This window comes from Streptomyces sp. NRRL B-24085 (assembly GCF_001282115.1).
Taxonomy (GTDB): domain Bacteria; phylum Actinomycetota; class Actinomycetes; order Streptomycetales; family Streptomycetaceae; genus Streptomyces.
The window spans coordinates 167,969-186,737 of the sequence record NZ_LJBR01000040.1 but is presented as its reverse complement, the minus strand read 5'-3'; the positions used below and the strand labels follow the sequence as shown (position 1 = coordinate 186,737).

Annotated in this window: 18 protein-coding genes; 9 read left to right on the top strand and 9 right to left on the bottom strand. The window is 70.0% G+C overall.

Annotated elements, in window-relative coordinates:
• From AOJ26_RS06625 to AOJ26_RS06615, 3 genes are all read right to left on the bottom strand, one after another.
• On the bottom strand, positions 1–1,534 hold a 1,534-nt coding region (locus AOJ26_RS06625; RefSeq protein WP_053847226.1), incomplete at its 3' end, for a bifunctional 3-(3-hydroxy-phenyl)propionate/3-hydroxycinnamic acid hydroxylase.
• Positions 1,535–1,546: 12 nt separating this feature from the next.
• Positions 1,547–2,485 carry a fumarylacetoacetate hydrolase family protein gene (locus AOJ26_RS06620; protein WP_053847225.1) on the bottom strand — a complete coding sequence of 313 codons (939 nt, stop codon included), beginning with the start codon at positions 2,483–2,485 and terminating at the stop codon, positions 1,547–1,549.
• Between the two features lie 28 nt (positions 2,486–2,513).
• Positions 2,514–3,659: a VOC family protein gene (locus AOJ26_RS06615; RefSeq protein ID WP_053847224.1), complete on the bottom strand. Its 1,146-nt coding sequence runs from the start codon at positions 3,657–3,659 to the stop codon at positions 2,514–2,516.
• 135 nt (positions 3,660–3,794) lie between these two features.
• Between AOJ26_RS06615 and AOJ26_RS06610 the strand changes: the two genes are divergently transcribed.
• From AOJ26_RS06610 to AOJ26_RS06580, 7 genes are all read left to right on the top strand, one after another.
• Positions 3,795–4,454, top strand: a complete 660-nt coding sequence (locus AOJ26_RS06610) for a TetR/AcrR family transcriptional regulator (protein ID WP_053847223.1) — start codon at positions 3,795–3,797, stop codon at positions 4,452–4,454.
• A 630-nt stretch (positions 4,455–5,084) separates the two neighbouring features.
• Positions 5,085–6,623: an MFS transporter gene (locus tag AOJ26_RS06605; protein WP_053847222.1), complete on the top strand. Its 1,539-nt coding sequence runs from the start codon at positions 5,085–5,087 to the stop codon at positions 6,621–6,623.
• Between the two features lie 124 nt (positions 6,624–6,747).
• Positions 6,748–7,581, top strand: coding sequence for an alpha/beta fold hydrolase (locus AOJ26_RS06600; RefSeq protein WP_053847221.1), 834 nt, complete (start codon positions 6,748–6,750; stop codon positions 7,579–7,581).
• 19 nt (positions 7,582–7,600) lie between these two features.
• Positions 7,601–8,506: an alpha/beta fold hydrolase gene (locus tag AOJ26_RS06595; protein WP_053847220.1), complete on the top strand. Its 906-nt coding sequence runs from the start codon at positions 7,601–7,603 to the stop codon at positions 8,504–8,506.
• Complete coding sequence (locus AOJ26_RS06590) at positions 8,503–10,032, top strand: FAD-dependent oxidoreductase (protein ID WP_053847219.1); 1,530 nt, start codon at positions 8,503–8,505, stop codon at positions 10,030–10,032. Before AOJ26_RS06595 ends, AOJ26_RS06590 begins: the two co-directional genes overlap by 4 nt.
• A 59-nt stretch (positions 10,033–10,091) precedes the next feature.
• Positions 10,092–11,417, top strand: a complete 1,326-nt coding sequence (locus tag AOJ26_RS06585) for an amidohydrolase family protein (RefSeq protein ID WP_053847218.1) — start codon at positions 10,092–10,094, stop codon at positions 11,415–11,417.
• 137 nt (positions 11,418–11,554) lie between these two features.
• Positions 11,555–12,097 carry a TetR/AcrR family transcriptional regulator gene (locus AOJ26_RS06580; protein ID WP_053847217.1) on the top strand — a complete coding sequence of 181 codons (543 nt, stop codon included), beginning with the start codon at positions 11,555–11,557 and terminating at the stop codon, positions 12,095–12,097.
• Between the two features lie 78 nt (positions 12,098–12,175).
• Here AOJ26_RS06580 and AOJ26_RS06575 read toward each other — a convergent pair whose 3' ends face one another.
• On the bottom strand, positions 12,176–12,805 hold the full coding sequence (locus AOJ26_RS06575; protein ID WP_053847240.1) for a TetR/AcrR family transcriptional regulator: 630 nt from the start codon (positions 12,803–12,805) through the stop codon (positions 12,176–12,178).
• A gap of 254 nt (positions 12,806–13,059) precedes the next feature.
• Between AOJ26_RS06575 and AOJ26_RS06570 the strand changes: the two genes are divergently transcribed.
• Entirely contained in the window at positions 13,060–13,470 is a 411-nt protein-coding gene (locus AOJ26_RS06570; protein ID WP_053847216.1) for a VOC family protein, read from the top strand.
• Positions 13,471–13,528: 58 nt separating this feature from the next.
• Here AOJ26_RS06570 and AOJ26_RS06565 read toward each other — a convergent pair whose 3' ends face one another.
• Entirely contained in the window at positions 13,529–13,744 is a 216-nt protein-coding gene (locus AOJ26_RS06565; protein WP_053847215.1) for a hypothetical protein, read from the bottom strand.
• 79 nt (positions 13,745–13,823) lie between these two features.
• Between AOJ26_RS06565 and AOJ26_RS43355 the strand changes: the two genes are divergently transcribed.
• A complete protein-coding gene (locus AOJ26_RS43355) occupies positions 13,824–14,219 on the top strand; it encodes a hypothetical protein (protein WP_143663513.1) in 396 nt (131 codons plus the stop codon).
• A gap of 10 nt (positions 14,220–14,229) precedes the next feature.
• Here AOJ26_RS43355 and AOJ26_RS06560 read toward each other — a convergent pair whose 3' ends face one another.
• The 4 genes from AOJ26_RS06560 to AOJ26_RS06545 all read right to left on the bottom strand — a co-directional run bounded on the left by AOJ26_RS06560 (position 14,230) and on the right by AOJ26_RS06545 (position 18,624).
• Entirely contained in the window at positions 14,230–15,192 is a 963-nt protein-coding gene (locus AOJ26_RS06560; protein ID WP_234358472.1) for a helix-turn-helix domain-containing protein, read from the bottom strand.
• 363 nt (positions 15,193–15,555) lie between these two features.
• Complete coding sequence (locus AOJ26_RS06555; protein WP_234358471.1) at positions 15,556–16,650, bottom strand: 2,3-butanediol dehydrogenase; 1,095 nt, start codon at positions 16,648–16,650, stop codon at positions 15,556–15,558.
• A 65-nt stretch (positions 16,651–16,715) separates the two neighbouring features.
• Positions 16,716–18,059: an MFS transporter gene (locus tag AOJ26_RS06550; RefSeq protein WP_053847213.1), complete on the bottom strand. Its 1,344-nt coding sequence runs from the start codon at positions 18,057–18,059 to the stop codon at positions 16,716–16,718.
• A gap of 31 nt (positions 18,060–18,090) precedes the next feature.
• Positions 18,091–18,624 carry a 2,4'-dihydroxyacetophenone dioxygenase family protein gene (locus AOJ26_RS06545; RefSeq protein WP_053847212.1) on the bottom strand — a complete coding sequence of 178 codons (534 nt, stop codon included), beginning with the start codon at positions 18,622–18,624 and terminating at the stop codon, positions 18,091–18,093.
• Between the last annotated feature and the right edge of the window lie 145 nt (positions 18,625–18,769).

Genomic DNA, 18,769 nt, shown 5'->3' with positions numbered 1-18,769 from the left:
GGAGGGGACTGCGGGCGGTGTGCAGGAGGGACGCCCAGTCGGGGCTTCCGGTGAAGTCGCGGCCGCCGGTCGGGACGACGTCCATGACGACGCGGTCGGGGCGCAGCAGGACGGCTTCCGCGCGGCCGGCGCGCAGCCAGGCGGCGAGGGTGCCGTCGTCCCCGAGGCCGGTGACGGGGATCGCCCGGATGCCGAGTCCGTGGGCGAGGGCGTTCAGCGAGGGCGAGGGATCGGTGCTGGTCAGGATGGTGAAGGAGGCGCCGAGCACCTCGTCGAGGCGGCTGCGCCGTCCGTCGGCGGTGATCCATGGTTGGGGGCAGTGCGTGCCCGCAAGGCCCTTGCGGAGGCGGCGGCGTACGAGGGGCCCCGGGGTCAGGGGCGGGCTGAGGTCGCGGCCGGCCGCCGTGGTGAGCCCGGGTATGCGGCAGGCCGCGGCCAGGGCCCTGCGGCGGATCGCGGCGGCGCTGTCCTGGCCGCCGGTCATGGCCCAGCCCATGGCGACCGCGAGCCGGATCACATGCCGGGCGTGCGGCTTGCGTTCACTCTCGTAGGTCTCCAACAGCCGCTCGTCGGCGCCCTCTTGGAATACTCGGGCGAGCTTCCAGGTGAGGTTGTGGGCGTCACGCAGACCCGCGCACAGCCCCTGCCCGATGAACGGCGGGGTGAGGTGGGCGGCGTCGCCGAGCAGGAAGACCCGTCCGCTGCGCCACCGGTCGGCGAGGCGGGCCCGGAAGGTGTACTGGGTCTCCCGGACCACCTCGAAGTTCCCGTCGTACGACGTCGGCAGCCACGGCGCAATCAGCTCGCGGACCGGTTCCTGCCCGTCCCGCAGCCGGAACTCCCAGCGGTAGCGGTCCTCGCCGACCCGCATGAAGGTGGCGGGCCGGTGTGGGTCGCAGACCTGGTCGACGCCCTCCCAGCAGCGGACGTCGGCTGTGGTACGGACGTCGATGACGGTCCAGCGTTCCTCGAAGCGCAGGTCCTCCCATACGGCGCCGATGGCCTCGCGGGTGAGGCTGTTCGCACCGTCGCAGCCGAGGACCGCCTCGGCCCACAGCTTGTGCTCACCGTCGTCGTCGCGGTAGGTGACGCGCACGGGGCCTGCGGTGCCGGGGCCGATGCCGGTGACCTCCACGCCGCTGCGCAGTTCGCACTCGGGGTGCTGGGTGAGGGCGTCGTGCAGCAGCCGTTCCAGTTCGGGCTGGTCGAACATGCTGGTCTGCGGGTAGCCGTGACGACCGTGCCTGGTACGGCGGAACTCGGCCATCACCCGGTGCCTGGCGTCCAGCAGCCGCAGCCCGTTCGCCGGGCGGGCGATCGCGGTGAACTCCTCCCCCACGCCCGCGGCCTGGAGGATCCTGCGGACCTCGTCGTCGGCGGCGACGGCGCGCGGGAGCGAGTAGATGTCCTGGTGGCGTTCCAGGACGAGGGTGCGGATCCCGCGCCGGGCCAGGAGGACAGCGGCGGTCACGCCCACCGGTCCGGCGCCGATGATCACTACGGGCACGTCCGCCCCGTCACGTTCGACGATCATGTGCTTCGGGTCTCACTTCGCGTCCGTGACGGGGGTGCGCTGCTCGCCGAGGTCGATGCGGCCGTCCGGGGTCGCGATCGTCGCCGTCATCACGTCACCCGTGTGCAGGTAGTGCGGGTTCTTCGCCTGCGTCCTGAAGAACGCCTTCCACTTGACGGCGGGCGGCAGCAGGGCGCCGATCCTCTCGACCGGCTTGGGCGGGGCCTTCAGGGCGGTGCCGCCGGGTGTGCCGGTCAGCAGCAGGTCGCCGGGGTCGAGGGTCTGGAAGCGGGCCAGCAGGGTGAGCGCCCGTGCCGGGCGGACGATCATGTCGGCGAGGGTGCGGTCCTGGCGCAGCTCGCCGTTGACGGACAACCTCAGCCGCAGGTCGAGGAGATGGGCGAAGTCGTCAGGCTCCAGCAGCGCGAGGTACGGCCCCGTCGGCGTGAAGGTGGGGTACGACTTGCTCTCGTAGAACTGCGTCTTCGTCAGCTGCACCTCGCGGGCGCTGACGTCGTTGGTGATCACGAGCCCGGCGACGTACGAGGGCAGGTCCCGCTCCTCGACCACCGTGCCGACCGGCAGGGACGCGCCCATGACCAGGCCGAGCTCGATCTCGTAGTCGAGGAACCGCACATGGGAGGGCCGGACGACGGTGTCGGCGGGCCCGCTGACCGAGCCGGACGCCTTCCGGAAGAAAGCGGGCGGGACGTCGTCGGGGAAACCCGAATCGCGGGCATGACTGCGGTAGTTGACCATCTGCGCGACCACCCGGCAAGGAGTGGTGACCGGCGAGAGGACGACCAGGTCCGCGACGGGCGTGCCCGCGTCGGCCGACTGAGCCGCCTCCCGTACCGCGTCGCGATCCGAGATCAGCTCGGCGGTCGTGACGGCCTTGGTGTCCACGGGGACGGCCCGCTCACCGCGGACCACCCACCAGCCGTCAGCAGTGCGCAGGACATTGGTGCTCATGACAGTGCCTTCGTGAGGGGTCGGGGGGTCAGGACTTGGTGGCCTTGAGCAGGCCCAACAGGCGTGCCGCATCCATGTCGTTGTCACCGCGCAGGGCCTCGATCACATCGCGGACCCGCTGCGGGGAAGGGCTTGCGCCGAGGAAGTCGCGGGTGGCGGGCGGCCCCCACTGGGCCAGGCCACTGGTCGACAGGGGCGCCCAGCCGGGCTCGACGTCACAGGAGAACAGGTCGCCGTCGGCGAAGTGCTCCAGCATGAAGCGGTCGGGGTCGCGCCAGTAGTCGAAGAGCTGACTGCCCTCGACATGTCGGCCGATGCCCCAACTGTGCTTGTAGCCGCGCTCCTTGAGGTACTCGCCGCCCGCGGCGATGGCGTCCAGGTCGGTCACCTGGTAGGCGGAGTGGACATAGCCGGTCCCCGGGCCCAGGTGCATGGCCAGGGTGTGGTGGTCGGCCGGCACGCTGCCCAGATCGCAGCGGATGAAGGCCATGACCGGGCCGCGCCCGCGCTGCCCGTCCAGGAAGAGGAAGTCGGACACGATCATCCCGAGGGTGTCCAGGTACCAGCCGAGGGCCCGGGTGAACACCCTCGTCTCCAGCACCACATGTCCCAGCCGCTGGATGCGGGACGGTTCGCGCGACGGGCGCTGCGTGGCGTTCGTACGGCGGTGAGCCGTGCCGAAGTTGAGGAGCAGCGGCTGCTGTTCCGGCAGCGCGGGCAGCTGTTCGGCGCAGTGCACGACCCGCACCGGGAAGCCGGACGGGTCGAGCAGGTCGACCACCTTGCCGCCGCCGGGCACGTCCGCGTCCCTTACGTCCCGGCCAGTCGCGCGGGCCAGTCGGTCCAGGTCGGCCCGCTCTGCCGCGCGGAACGCCGGGCCGATGAAACGGGACGTACGGCCCCGCCGGATCACCATGCACGGCGAGCCCGCGAAGGTGCCCCGCAGCCACAGCTCCCGCTCCGTGCGCGCGGCGATCTGGAAGCCGAAGTCACGGGCGAAGATCTCGGCCCGCTCCAGGTCCGGTTTCTCGAACTCCAGCCAGGCCAGGTCCGCCACCTTGATCACAGGATTCCGGGAGCGGCCCGGATGCTCGCCACGCAGGGCGCCCTGCTCGCTGTGCAGGTCCTGGTGGGCGGTCTTGACGTCGGGCCCGTGAATGCGAGTTTCAGACACGGTAACCTCCGGGCAACATCACCATAATGATGAAATCATCAAGGCTGACCACATCATCGTCAAGAGGTCCGCTGAGACAAATGATGAATCCATCAGAGATGCTGCCGCCATCGCCTCCGCGGTTAAACTCTGTGCATGCCTACGTCAGCCCCGCCCAGCAACCGGTTCGAGCGGCGCCGCGCCGAGACCCGTCGCGCGCTCATTCGCGCCGCGCGGCAGATACTCGCCGAGACAGGGGACACCAGCGCGAGCATCCAGGCGATCGCGGAGCGCGCGGACGTCGGTTTCGGCTCCTTCTACAACCACTTCGAGTCCAAGACAGAGCTGTTCGAGGCAGCCGTGGTGGACGCTATGGAGGAGTTCGGCCAGAACTTCGACGAGTGTCTTACGGGGATCGACGACCCGGCGGAACTCGTCGCGGCGGGCTTCCGGCTCAGCGCCCTCATGGCCGACTCCCACCCCGAACTGATGCAGATCCTGCGCCGCCGCGGCCTCGGCCACATCCACTCGGACAACGGCCTGGCCCGTCGGGCACTGCGTGACCTCGAGGCGGGCCTGGCCTCGGGCCGCTTCACCCCCGTCGACCCGGTGGTCGCCCTGACCGCACTTGGCGGAACTCTGTTGTCCCTGGTGGAGATGCGATTCGCCCGCCCCGATCTGGACGGCGACGAAGCCGCCGTGAACCTGGCCGAGATGGTTCTGCGCATGTTGGGCGTACCCCCGGACGACGCCCACGAGGTCGCCCGCCGCCCTCTTCCCGACCCCGCCTCCCGGCCGCTTCCGCGCGGGGAGTGACCAGCTCGGCCGGAGGCAGCCGAGCGGTCGGACAAGCACTGCTCACCTTGGGCAGCCGCCTTCAGTGAGGTGAGGAGCTTGGCCCGGACACCACGGAGTCCGTGAGGGTCGGGGCGGGGTGGCGGGCTTTCACACCCTCTTCCTCACGATGATCCGTCTTGCGATGTGGTGAGGCGCGCGACTCGGAGAGCCCGCCCCATACATGGAGGCGGGCCGACTCACCTGATCTCCGGCGCTCACCCCGTGCGCCCCTGCACCAGAGCCCGTCAACCGCTGCGCGCACAGATCGACAGCGTCGACCATGGCCTGCAATCGCAGCTTCGTGCTCCTGGCGATCCGGACACCGGCCGCATGCGCCTACGGGACGACGTCCTGGTTCCCGGCGATCAACTGGTCCGCGGCGAGGGAGAGATCGTCGGGATGGATACCCGTCGGCGCACCGACACCGACCGGACCCGCCCACCAAGGCGCGAAACCGTCCAGGCACCTCCTGGGACGGTGCTGACTTCAGTTCCGGTCATCTCTGCTGGCAGATGAGATTCCAGCGCTGCATCAAACAGTCACACTTGATACTCTCATCAACATTCCCTGGTCGGCTCGTCTGCCCACCCAGAACTCACCGAGGCCCCCATGACCCCCACCCCCCTTCAGGAGACCGCGGAGCCCGTCGCCACCGGCCGCGCCGGAACCCGCGGTGTGCTGTTCGCGATGTGCCTCTCCCTCGTCCTGGTCGTCGCGTCCGTCTCCGCCCTCAACCTGGCCCTGCCCGACCTGGCCGTCGACCTGTCGGCCTCCAACGGGGCTCTGACCTGGATCGCCGACGCCTACACCGTGACCCTGGCCGCCTTCGTGCTGCCGCTCGGCGCGATCGGCGACCGCCTCGGCCGTCGCAACGTGCTCGTCGTCGGCACGGCCGTCTTCGGCGCCGCGTCCCTGGCCGCCTCGTTCGCGGACTCCACGAGCACACTGATCGCCTGGCGTGCCGTCATGGGCCTGGGCGCCGCGATGATCATGCCGGGAACGCTGTCGACGATCACCGCGGCCTTCCCTGCCGAGCAGCGCGCCAGGGGCGTGGCCACCTGGTCGGGCTTCGCGGCCGCCGGCGCGATCATCGGCATGCTCGCCGCCGGCGCCCTGTTGGAACAGTTCTCCTGGCGCTCGATCTTCGTCGCCAGTGCCGCCGTCGCCCTGATCGCCGCACTCGCCGCCGCCCTGCTGGCCCCCAACACCAAGGACGCCCACCCGCACCGCCCGGACGTGGCCGGGGCGATCACCACCGCCGTGGCCATCGGCACCCTGGTCTTCGCGATCATCGAGGGCAACGAGCATGGCTGGACGGAGCCCGTGGTGGTCGGCGCCTTCGTCGTCACGGCCGCCTCCTTCGCCGCCTACGCCTACCTCGGCCTGCGCACCGAGCACCCGTTGCTCGACCCCGCCCTGTTCGGCATCCGGGGCTTCCGGGCAGGCGCCATCACCGTGCTGGTGCAGTTCATGGCCGTCTTCGGGTTCTTCTTCGTCGGCCTGCAGTACCTGCAACTGATCCTGGGCTACAGCCCGTTGAAGGCCGCCGTAGCCCTCATCCCGGTCGCGCTGGTGGTGCTGCCCACATCACTGGTCACCCCGCACCTGGTGCACCGGGTCGGCATGAAGGCGGTCATGTCCGTCGGCCTGTTCCTGCTCGCCGTCGGCCTGTACGCCCTCTCCTTCCTCGGGGTCGACTCCGGCTACCTGCCCTTCCTCGGCGGCCTGGTCCTGGCGGGCTTCGGTATCGGCCTGAGCGGCGCCGTCGGCACGGCGGCCATCACCGGCTCCCTCGGCCGGGGGCAGCAGGGTGTCGCCTCCGCCATGAACGACACCACCCGCGAGGTCGGTTCGGCGGTCGGCATCGCCCTCATGGGCTCGATCTACGGAAGCCACTACCGCTCCTCCCTGCCCGGCACGGTCGACCGGCTCCCGGCCGACGCGGCCGAGTCCGTACGCCACTCGGCGGCCGCCGGCCTCCACGTCGCCGACCAGCTCGGCGCCCGGGGAGCCCCCCTCGCCGAGGGCGTCAAAAGCGCCTTCATGGACGGTCTGTCCGCCTCCCTGATCGCCGTGAGCGTCGTCGTGGCCGCCGCAGCGATCGGCGCGCTGCTGCGCGCACCGAAGACACCGCCGGCGGCTGACTGACCCCTGCGACACCGAGGTCTGTGGGGTGCGGGCACACACCCCACAATTCGCACGGGTCCGACAACCATGACGCTCTAGGACCCGCGCTTGACACAATCGCCTTATCGGCAACAGTGTATCCACTATGAACCTCTGGTCTGAGCCGCAACCCGATTCCCGGTTCGTCGTGGTGGATGGACTGCAGATCCACTACAAACGCGCCGGACGCGGCCCCGCACTCGTTCTGCTGCACGGCAGCGCCTCGTCGCTTCAACACTTCGACCACGCGGCCGCCCTGCTGTCGGAGTCGTTCGACGTCATCCGCCCCGACCTGCCGGGGTGCGGCCTGACAGGCCCGCGCACGGACCGCGACTACCGCATCCCCGCCTACACCGCGACGGTCGCGGACTTCCTGGAGGCACTCGGCGTGCCGCACTACGCGGTGGCGGGCAACTCACTGGGCGGCAACATCGCCTGGAACCTCGCACTGGATCACCCGGAGAGGGTCACCGGCCTGGTGCTGGTCAATGCCACCGGCTACCCGGAGAAGGAGGTCCCGGCAGGCATGCGCCTGGCCCGCAACCCGCTGCTGCGCCCCTTGTTGCGGCGAGTGATGCCACGCGGGGCCATCGAGCGCAACCTGCGCGCGAACGTCGGTCCGCACTCGACGATCGTGAACGACGCCATGGTGGACCGCGCCCACCAGCTCATGAACCGGCCGGGCAACCGCTCGGCCTTCGTCGACTTCTGCAACACCGACCAGCCCGACCGCAGCGCGCAGATCCCCCGCATCACCGCACCCACGCTCGTCCTGCGCAGCGCGGGCATCGACGGCCAGCACTTCACTCGCGACATCCCCGGCGCCGAGGAGCTCGTGCATCCGCACGGCGGTCACCTGCTGCCCGAAGAGGAGCCCCAGTGGGTCTCGGACGCGATCGCGCAGTTCCTCCGCTCCTCCGCCGACACCCCCACGCTCTGAGGCCAGGGAGGCCCGTTCCATGAAGTACTTCGTCGCACAGGGCGAGGACCGACAGCTCACAGCCGATTCGCGGCAAGCCCTGCGCGGCGGTTTCACCGAGCTCTCCGACGGCGTGACGCATTACGAGTTGAAGGGCCCCGAGGACGGGGAGCTGGTCGTGATGGCGGGTGGACTGACCATCCCGCTCTTCTACTGGGACGACCTGGTCACCGAGCTGAACGCCCGCGGGCTGCGGACCCTGACCTGCAGCGCGTACGGCCGGGGCTACTCGGACCGCGTGCGGGCACGGTACGACGAAACCCTCTTCACGCGACAGCTGGCCGAGTTGATCGAACGGCTCGGCCTGTCGACGCGCCCACTGCACCTCATCGGCACCTCCATGGGCGCACTGGTCGCCATGACCTACGCCGCCCGGTACCGCTCGTCCGTGTCCACCCTGACCATCGTCGGACCCGCCGGTCTCACGAAACCTCGGCCGACCTCCCCTCACCGGCTCCTGCGCAACGACCTGCTGGCCGGAGTCGTCGCCCGACGGCGCGGCCGCCAGATACTCCAGGGACACCTCGGGCACAACGTCCGCGATCCAAAGCTCGGCACGAAACTGACGGACATGGTCCTCGACGCCTTCCGCTTCGAGGGTTCGCTGTACGCGGTCTTCGACACACTGCAGCACCTGCCGGTCTCCGGCCGGGACGACCTCTTCCGGCAGACGGGCGCACTGGGCATTCCCACGCTGCTCCTGTGGGGCGACGAGGACGCCGTCACGCCGCTGACCCACCTCGAGACGGCTCGCGCCCTGCTGGCGCCCGAGCAACTGCACGTGATCCCCCGGTGCGGGCACATGGCCCCGTTCGAACGCCCGCGCCAGGTGGCCGATCAGATCGTCCCCTTCGTGGCCGCACGCGCCGAAAGGCTCGACTCATGAAGAACCCGCAGATCATCGACGTACTGGTCGTCGGGGCGGGCCCCGCGGGCTCTGCCGTGGCGATCGACCTCGTACGTCGGGGACTCGACGTACGCGTCGTCGACAGGTCTCCCCATGCCTTCGACGGCTCCCGCGCCAAGGGAATCCAGCCCCGCAGCCTCGAAGTCCTCGAAGACCTCGGCGGTCTCGACGAGGTGCTGGCCGGCGGCAGCACCTACCCCAAGCTCGGGATCCATGCGGGCCCCCTCGCCGTGCCCTGGAAGATGTTCACCCACCGGGAAGCGACCCCGGACGTCCCGTACCCGAACACCTGGCTGATCCCCCAGTTCCGCACAGACCGCGCCCTGCACGCCAGGCTCAGCGAGCTCGGCCGGGAGATCGAGTTCGGCAGGGAACTGACCGGGCTGACGCAGGACGAGGACACGGTGGTCGCCACGGTGGTGGACGCGGCCGGCACGGAGCAGATCGTCGCCCGCTACGTCGTAGGCGCGGACGGCGGTTCCAGTGCGGTGCGCAAGCAGCTCGGCATCGGGTTCGTCGGCACGACGGACGAAAGCGACCGGATGCTCATCGTCGACGCCTCGGTGACAGGGCTGGCCCGTGACCGGTGGCACATGTGGCCCGGCCGGGGCGGCAAATTCATCGGCGCCTGCCCGCTCCCGCACAGCGACATGTTCCAGTGGATGATCCGCCTGAAGCCCGACGAGGAGCCACCCGCCAAGACGGACGACATCCTCCGGCGGATCCACTCCCAGACCCGCGATCGACGCATCCAACTGCACGACATCCACTGGACGTCGGTGTTCCGGCCCAACATCCGCCTGGCGAAGAACTACAGGAGAGGACGCGTCTTCCTCGTCGGTGACGCCGCGCACGTCCACACCCCGGCCGGCGCCCAGGGTCTGAACACCGGCGTACAGGACGGCTACAACCTCGGCTGGAAGATCGGCCAGGTCCTCGCCGGCGCCGACCCGGCACTGCTGGACACCTACGAGGCCGAGCGCCAGCCGATCGCCGCCGGAGTCCTCGGCCTGTCCACGGACAAGTGGGGAGGCATCGCCAAACTCGATCCGTCGAGCATGAAACGAGGCAAGGACGAGCAACAACTCGCCCTGACCTACTACGGCGGCCCGCTCGCCCCCGCCGACAGCATGCGAACCTCCACACTCCGGACAGGCGACCGCGCCCCGGACGCGCAACTGGTCCACGCCGACGGGACCGGGACCCGCCTGTTCGACGTCTACCGCGGGCCGCACTTCACGGCCCTGGCCTACGGCGCCGATGCCGCCCGCGCCCTTGGAGCGCTCACCTGGCCGACGGCCGGCGCTCAGCTCAAGCGGCTGACGGTCGGGGTGACCGCCGCCGACGGTCTCACCTTCACCGACCCGGACAACACGTTGCAGGGCGCCTACGGCCTGGACGGTGACGCGCTGCTGCTGATCCGACCCGACGGCTACATCGGGCACATCGCCACCCGGGACCACCTCACCGCCACCCGATCCGCCGCGCGGGCAATGACGCCATGAGCAAGGAGCCGCACCATGTCCCAGCAGAGCCGCACCTCCCCCGGTCAGGGGCCCGGCGCATGAGCCGCGTGCTGCTGCGCGGCGCGCAGGTCATCACGATGGCAGCGGGCCGTCCCGACGCCGAGCACGCCGATGTCCTCGTCGACGGGGACCGCATCGCCGACATCGGCGGCAACATCGAGGCGCCCGACGCCGAGGTCGTCGACTTCTCCGGCCGTATCGTCATCCCCGGCCTGGTCAACGCCCACCTGCACACCTGGCAGACCGCACTGCGCTCCGTCGGCGGCGACTGGACGCTGATGGAGTACCTCACCCACCTCCACGGCGAGTGCGTCGGGCACTACACCCCCGCCGACATGCACATCGGCAACCTCGCCGGCGCGCTGACCCAACTCAACTGCGGTACGACCACCGTGGGCGACTGGTGCCACAACGCCCTGTCGCCCGAGCACGCGGACGCGGCCGTGGAGGGCCTGGCCCAGGCCGGTGTCCGCGCCGTCTTCCTGCACGGCACGCCCTACCGCGCACCGGACGCCCCCCACCCGCTCACCGAGATCGACCGGCTGCTCGACGGGCCCGTGCGCGAGCACGCCCTCCTCACCCTGGGCATGGCGCTCCAGGGGCCGCAGTACTCCACCGTCGAGACCGCGGTGGCCGACTTCCGGGCCGGCGCGGAACGCGGTCTCGTCGTCTCGATGCACCAGAGCGGCGGAGAACCCTCACCCGGCTGGGAAGCCGTGCGCGACGCCGGACTGTTCAGTCCCCTGACCAACATCGTGCACGGGATCGACCTGCCGGACGACTGGCTGAAGGCACTCCTCGAAGCGGGCGTCACCTTCACCACCACTCCGGAGAACGAACTCGGCCAAGGACACGGCACGCCCATCACCGGGTCCCTGCTGCGCCTGGACGCGGCGCCCTCCTTGGGCACCGACATCGACACCGCCGTACCCGGCAACATCCTCACCGCGGCCCGCATCGCCCTGGCCCACCAGCGCAGTCTGGACCACGCCCGGCACCGGCAGACGACCGGCACGCACGCCAACACCGCCTCGGTCACCGCCCGACAGGCGCTGGCCTGGGCCACGGTAGAAGGGGCGAAGGCGCTGGGCCTGGCCGACCAGGTGGGCCGGATCGAAGTGGGCATGCAGGCGGACCTGGTCGCCGTCGACGCCCGGGCGCTCAACCTGTGGCCGGCCCACGACCCGGTCGCCACGGTCCTGCACGCCGACATCGCCAACATCGAAGCGGTGATGGTCGCCGGTGTCTGGCGTAAGCGCGATCACACCCTGCTCGCGTCCCGGCTCGACGAGGTCAAGGACCGGCTCCGCGAGTCCGGAGAGCGGCTGCTGCGACACATCGGGCCCGTCAACACGCGGGGCTGACACCCCGCAGCAGTCTCGCTACAGGCACCGCGCGCCGACGGGCACCGCTCATGCTCGCCGGCGCGGCGGTCGCCGTCCCCAGCCCTCGGATCCGCGTGTCTGCCCCACACGCGGCAGAAGGAGACGCGAACAGGACCATGACGGCTACGACAGGCGCGGCCCGCGACGCACTGCGTCAGGAACAGATCGTCCAGGCAGCCGTCGTCCTCCTGGACGAGGGAGGCGTCGAGAACCTGAGCATGCGCAAGCTCGGCAGTCGCCTCGGCATCACCGGGGCGGCACTGTACTGGCACGTCAAGAGCAGACACGATCTGCTCCTGCTGGCCGTCGACAGCGTGTGGGGGCAAGTCCCCCTCCCCCACCCCGACGGCCCGCACTGGCGTCCGGCCCTGCTGGCCATGGCCGACGACGTGCGTGCACTGTGCGTCCGGCATCCCTGGCTCCTGACCGCCATGGCGATCCAGCCGCTCGACGGCCCCTCCATCGACCGCCATTTCCGACACCTGCTCGCCGTCTGCGAGAAAGCGGGACTCACCAGGCAGGATGCCGAGCAAGCCGCCCAGAGCATTCTCACGTTCACGCTCGGCTCCGTCCTCGCGGCCGGTCCTGGCCCGTACGTGTCCTTCGGACTGCGGGCGATCCTCGACGGCGTCGAAGCCCGGCTCGCCGGCCGCGCCTGAGCTGACGGAGAGAGCGGCGGCGCAAGGCACGTACAGCGCGCCCTGTGCATCCTCACTCGTGTGCGCTGGCCCGAGCGATCATGTTGCCGGGTCGGCGTCCCGCAGCTGGGCCAGTCCGCTGAGAAGCAGTTCGAGGCCGAAGGAGAACTCGTCCTCGATCGGAACCGGCATCACGCCGGCAACGGTGACAGTGGCCGGGAACCGGCTCGGATCCACGCTCTCGAAGACGGTCGCCAACGGTGTGTCGTCAGGTTGGGTTGCGCCGCCAGGCCCGTTCATCTGTATGGCGAAGCCGAGGACGTAGCGGGCCAGGGTCGCGTACGCGTAGGCGGCCGTTCGCGGTGGGAAACCACTGTCGAGCAACACCGCGACACAACGCTCCCGCAGTGCCATGGCGTTCGGCCCCACGGGCACCTGCTCAACCAGCAAGGGAGCCGCGTTCCTGTGTCGGGCCAAGGCGTCGAACATGGCGTGCGCGCCCGTCCTCAGCGCCTGCTGCCAGCCCAACACGTGCAGCTCGTCGCCATCGAGCTGCACGACGCCGAACATGCGGTCCACGACATGAGCAACCAGCGCTGCCCGGTTGTCGAAGTGCCGGTACAGCGTTGCCGTGCCCGACCCCAGACGCTGGGCCAGCGTACGCATCGAGAGAGCGTCGGAGCCTTCCTCATCCACGATCTGCAGCGCGGTCGCGACGATGCGCTCCAGCGGTACGGGCGGCCGCCCCGGCGAACGCCGAGCCGAGGCCGCGCCGGCTCGCACAGGAACAGGTTCAGCCACGGAACATCCCTCCCCTCGATCAGGACCACAAAGAGCAACACTGTAGCCGATATAGTGCTCCCGACCGCTTGCTGAAGCGATGTCCGGAGTCGAGTCGATCACCCAGCGCGGTGGATTCCGGGAACGGGGATGGACACCGGCAAGATGGTCTGGGCCGCGAGAGCTTGTGGCAAGATCGCCGGATGCTACGACTAACGGACTTCATCATCGATTGCCCGGACACGATGAAGCTGGCCGCCTTCTACTCCGAGGTGACGGGGCTGCCGGTCAAGGAAGGCAGTAACGAGGACTGGGCCGGTATCAAGTTCGGCGAGATCGAACTGGCCTTCGTCCAAGTGGAGGACTACCGCGCCCCGCAGTGGCCCGACAGCGAGCACCCCAAGCAGTTCCACCTCGACTTCGAAGTCGACGACATCGAGGCCGAACAGCGTCGTCTTCTGGCCCTCGGCGCGACTCTGCAGCGGGACTGCACCGACCCCGACGGTTACGGCTTCCGCGTCTACACCGACCCCGTCGGCCACCCCTTCTGCCTCTGTCGCAACAAGGGTGTCGTCTGGACCGAGCAGGGCCTCGTCTGGCCCAAGCGCGACTAGGGCGTTTCGCCCCGCCTACGATCCGATCGACGTGGCCCTCGTAGGACATGACCCCGGCCTAACGGATTCGGCGCGGTCCTGGAATGGCGCGGGCGGGTGCCGCCGCTTGCCGTGGGGTGCGCACCAGGGAGCGGTGGGGGCCCAAGTGGAGGCGGCCGTCGGCCGGTTCCAGAGAGACGCACAGATCGATGCAGAGGCGGAGGACGGGCCGGAAGGTGCCCACCACCTCGTCGACGAGGTCCGGCTGTCCGGCCGAGTCGATCATGAGGGGCATGTGGGAGGCAGCTCGTCTCTGCTGCGAGTCGTCTCAGTGCGGTGCGGTCCGTTGTCGGGTATCCGACGATCGTGTCCGGGTGCCCCTTGGCCAGCCGCAGCGCCTCGCCAGCCAGGGTGAAGGCGAGGATGCGCCGGTAGCCCTGCTGCCCGACGGCCTGGTGTATCAGTGCGCGGCTGCGGGCCGACTTGCCGGCCAGGCGGGTGGTCGCCCGCCTGGCCGCCCGTCGGGCCAGGCCCTCGGCGTTGGCGTCGAAGGCGGGGTGGCATCGGTGAAGGCGGTCTTTTTGCACGTCCGGCCAGGACGCCACGCGCGTACTCACGCCGGCGACCCGCTGGACGCGATTGGCGAAGGGCGGGAAGAAAGAACACCCGACCGGGCTGAGGGTGACGGCGTCGACGACGGCGCGGGCCGTCTCGCCCGCGAGGCATGGGCCACCTACCGCTGGGACACCCGACCGCGCCGACGCCTCTGACCGCTCACCCTCAACTCGCGGGGCCACTAAGGCGCACTTCTCCGGGTGTGCGGCCGAAGCGATCGCGGAACACCCGGGTGAAGTGGGCCTGGCTGGCGAAGCCCCAGCAGTGGGCGACTTCGGCGATCGTCACGTTGCGCGAGCTCGGATCGGCGAGTACCCGCCGGGCCTCGTCGAGCCGCTGTTCGAGGATGTACCGGGAGGGGCTCACCCCGGTCGGCTGGAAGATACGGCTGAGGTGCCTCGCGGACACTCCGATCGCCTCCGCGACCATCCCCGAACACAACCCGGGGTCAGTGAGGCGCCGGGCTATGTAGTCCTTGGCCACCTCCAGTTGGGAGAGCACGGCGGGGGACGCGGAACCGCCCAGCCTCGGTGCGGTCAGCGTACGGACGAGGCCCAGCACGGTGGCCTGGGTACTGAGGGAGTCCTCGCCGCCCTCCCCCGTGACCCAGTCGGCCAGCACCGTCCCCAGGGCGGAAGCCTGGGCACCTTCGGCGGCCGACCCCCTGCCGAGCAGCATCGGCGCGGACACCTCGCCGGGGGCACACTGCGCGGCGAACACCTCACGCGGGATGTCCACCAGCAACTGACGCATGGGAGAAGGGAAACCGAACAGATAGGGCCGCCTCGTGTCGTAGAGGATCAGGTCGCCCTTCCGCAGGGTGACGCAGCCGCCCTCGTGGAAGAACACCCCGGAGCCTGCTGTCAGCAGCGTGACGAAGATCGAGTCCTTGGGGAGGGTCTGGCAGGTCCGTGGGGTCCGTTCGATGACGTGCTCGTTGCCGGCGATCTCTGCCAGCCGCAGGTCTCCCAGCTCGACGTTCGTCTCCGTGGCCAACAGGCCCTCTTGTGAGTACGACGAGCAGGTCAAGCCCACCAGAGCCTGCCGGTTGTGTTCTTCCCAGAAGTCGATGCGGTCCGCCGGATCGACCGACTCGGTGGACACGCGGGAGACGATAGGCAGGTTCACCTGAATCTCCTTTCCAGCCCGTGCCTCCCTGATCACTGTGGTGCAGGGCTGTTCTGCCGTGCAGACAGGGAGTCGATGCGGCCGCTGGGCTGGGCCTCGTGCTCAGACGTGAGGGGCCGTCGGAGGTGCCTGGTGCTGTCTTCCGGCGAAGGGTACCCCCGGCGTGCCGCCGCGTCACGGGTGCCGCAGGCGGGGCAGGGCGGGGCATGGCGTCCGAGCCTGGGCGCGTTCACGCGGGTGCCGTCCGTCGTGTGCCCGGCCGCCCGGGACCGGTCACCGACAGGCGCCGTCCCGGGCTGAGCCGGAGTGGGAGCCAGGCTGCGCGCCGGCCGTCCCACGCTTGTGCGAGGCGGTGAGCCGGGCTCAGCGCCTCCCCCCGCGGTCCGAGCTCCCGTGCGTCGCGGTCCCGGCTGACGCCGCACAGGGGACGAGGTGGTCGAGGCGGTCACGATGTGCGCCCGGGTCGACCAGGATCTTGACCTGTTCTCCCGGACCACCCGACAGCGCCTCGAAGCCCTCGGGTACCAGAGCGTCAAGGGCGATGGTCGAGGTGACGACCGGTGTCAGGTCCAGCCCCTGCTCCGCGACGAGCCGGATGAGTTCCGGATAGGTGTCGCGGTAGCCGACACTGGCGACGATCGACTGCTCGTTGTTGACCAGTGCGAAGGTGTCCAGGGACACCTGAGGGGCCAGACCGACGAGGACGACCCGGCCGCCGCGCCGGGTCGCGGCCAGGCACGTGCCCAGCGCCCGTTCGGAGCCGACCACTTCGAAGGCGACGTCGACGCCGTCACCGCCGGTCAGCTCACGGATGCTCTCCCCGATGCCTTCCCCCGGGCCGGCGTCGACCACATCGGTGGCGCCCAGCCCGGCGGCGCGATGCAGGCGAGCCGGGGAGACGTCGACGGCCACGATGCGCCGCACGTTCCGTTCCGCGGCGAGCCGGACGGTGAGCAGGCCGACCGGTCCCAGGCCGACGACCGCCACGGTCTCGGGTGCGGCCCCGGCGCGCCGTAGCGCGTGCAGGGCGACCGAGGCAGGTTCGAAGAGGGCAGCCTGCTGCAGCGACACGGCATCGGGGAGTCGGTGCGCCATGTAGGCGGGGACGGCGGCGTACTCGGCCATGCCGCCGTTCCCCATCAGACCGGCGAACCCGAAGTGCCGGCAGATGTTGTACTCACCTGCCCGGCACCGTGGGCACGTCCCGCACCGGTAGTTCGGTTCGACCGCCACCCGGTCACCGTTCGTCAGGCCGGTCACCGACGGCCCGAGAGCCACCACGGTCCCGCAGAACTCGTGGCCGAGGACGAGCGGAGCGGTGGCGCCGGAGGCCGGGTGCGGCTCCGCGACGGGGATGGCGTGCGGCCCGTCGGCGTATTCGTGCAGGTCGCTGCCGCAGATGCCGCAGTAGGCGACCTCGATGAGGACCTCGCCGGGCCGGGGAGCGGGAACGTCCACTTCGGTTATGCGGACGTCCCTGGCCCCGTACCAGACCGCGGCCCGCATACGCTGCGCGCCGGCCCTCACTCGGCCGCTCCCGCCACCACCGCGCCGGAGACGACCGCAGCGGCGGCTCGCTCGGCCCGCCGGCGCAGCACCCGCGGTGCGGTCTCCCGCAGACCGAAGGAGAGCAGGACGACGGCGACGGCGCCGCCGGTGGAGATGAACATCGCCGTCTGCAGGCCCCAGACGTCCGACGCGCGCCCGGCGATCACCGGGGCGAGGAAGCCACCGGCCAGCTCGCCGACTCCCATGACTAGGCCGAGTGCGGTGGCCAGCGCGCCACGGGGCACCGTCTCGGCGGGGATGGTGGCCATGAACAGGGTGAAGCAGCCGAGCCCGGTGTAGGTGAGCACGACGACCAGGCCCAGCGCGACGGGATCGCTGACGTACACGATCGCGAGTGGGCACAGGGCCGCTGACACGGAGAAGGCGATCATGGTCGGCTTGCGGCCTACACGGTCGGAGACGGCCGGGGTGAGGAACCCCCACAGCACCCACCCCACGCCCAGGCAGGTCATGACTCCGCTCATGGTGCTCGGGGAGAAGCCTTTGACGGTCAGCAGATACGTGGGAGTGAAGGTGACGATGACGATGAACCAGGTGAGGTAGCAGCACGCGATCGCCATGCACAGGACGATGTTGCGGTGTCCCAGGACCTCCCGCACCGACGGTTTGGGGTCAGCCGTCGTCTCGTGGAGGACGTCGGCGGCGGCGATCCGGGCCCGGCCTCCGGGCGGCACCTCCCTGACCGACTTCGCGATCCAGGCCGCGATGAGCAGACCCGGCACGATCGTCACGAGCAGGGCTGTGCGCCAGCCGTGGAGCTCGGCGATCCACACCACCGCCAGCGGGGCGACGATCCCGCCCATCAGACCGGCGGACGAGCCCTGGAGCAGCCCCATGTTGAGACCACGACGGTTCTCCCGGGACGCCTCCACCATCAGCGACTGCGCCAGCGGCAGCACGGCACCTTCCGCCACGCCCATCAGGGCCCGGGCGACGAGCAGGCCGAGGAAGCCGGTCATCAGCCCGCCCGCCGCGGAGAAGCACGAGAAGAGGACCACGGCGGCGACCAGGATGGGCTTGCGTCTGCCGAGCTTGTCCGACAGCCGGCCGGCAACCAGCCCCGACAGCGCCCACGTGAGGGCCAGCACTCCGGACAGTGTGCCCAGTTCGGTGTTGGAGAGGTGGAAGTCCTTGGCGATGTACGGGGCGAGGAAGGGCAAGGCCTGGCGGTCGAAGAAGACGAATCCGAAGGCCAGGAAGAGGATCAGTAGCAGCCGGTTCTCATAACGGTGTGCTGGGCCGTCTGCGGCCGTGGGCGCTTCCGCGCCGGGCCGCACTCGGGTACGGATACGTGACATCGGAACCTCGTTCGGAGCGGCGGGACCGAGGTCACCGGAAGAGTGAGTTGACGTAGTCGGCACCGATGCCGACCTTCTCGTAGTGGTTCCTGCACAGCTCGATGTAGTCGTGGACATCGAAGTAGCCGGTGGTGTTGCCGTCCTCGTCCAGCCAGATCAATGGGCCCTTGACGATGAAGAACGCCTTCATCGGCTCGTCGCTCTCGTAGGCGACCAGCGTGTGTCCCTCGCCCGGGGCCTCGTAGACGAAGTCACCGGCCCGTGCCGTCCAGGGGCGCTCCAGGTATCCCCACTTGCCGGAGATCGTGTACGCGAACACCTCGTGCGGGTGGTAGTGCCGGTTGACGAGTCCGGCCTGCTTGGCGCAGAGGATGTCGGCCCAGGAGTTGTCCTTGACGTTGATCCACAGCGGGCGCGATCCCACGGTGTCGCTGAGCGGTGCGTAGTACCGGTCGTCGTCGGTGGCCACCTGGGACAGGTAGACCTCCGGCTGTGCGTCGGGCTTCGTCGAGTCGGCGATGGGCTTGAGGCCCTTCCAGAATTCCGACCTGGCTTCCTCGGGCATGTTGCGGCTCCTTTTCGTCGAGGTGGCCGACAGTGAACCCCCAGAGCCGTGGCCAGGTCTTTCCCGTGGGAGACATGGCGGATTGCCTGTTTGGGACATGTGCCGTCTCCACAACACCGAGTGCGCGGCGGAGGCCGGCTCCCAC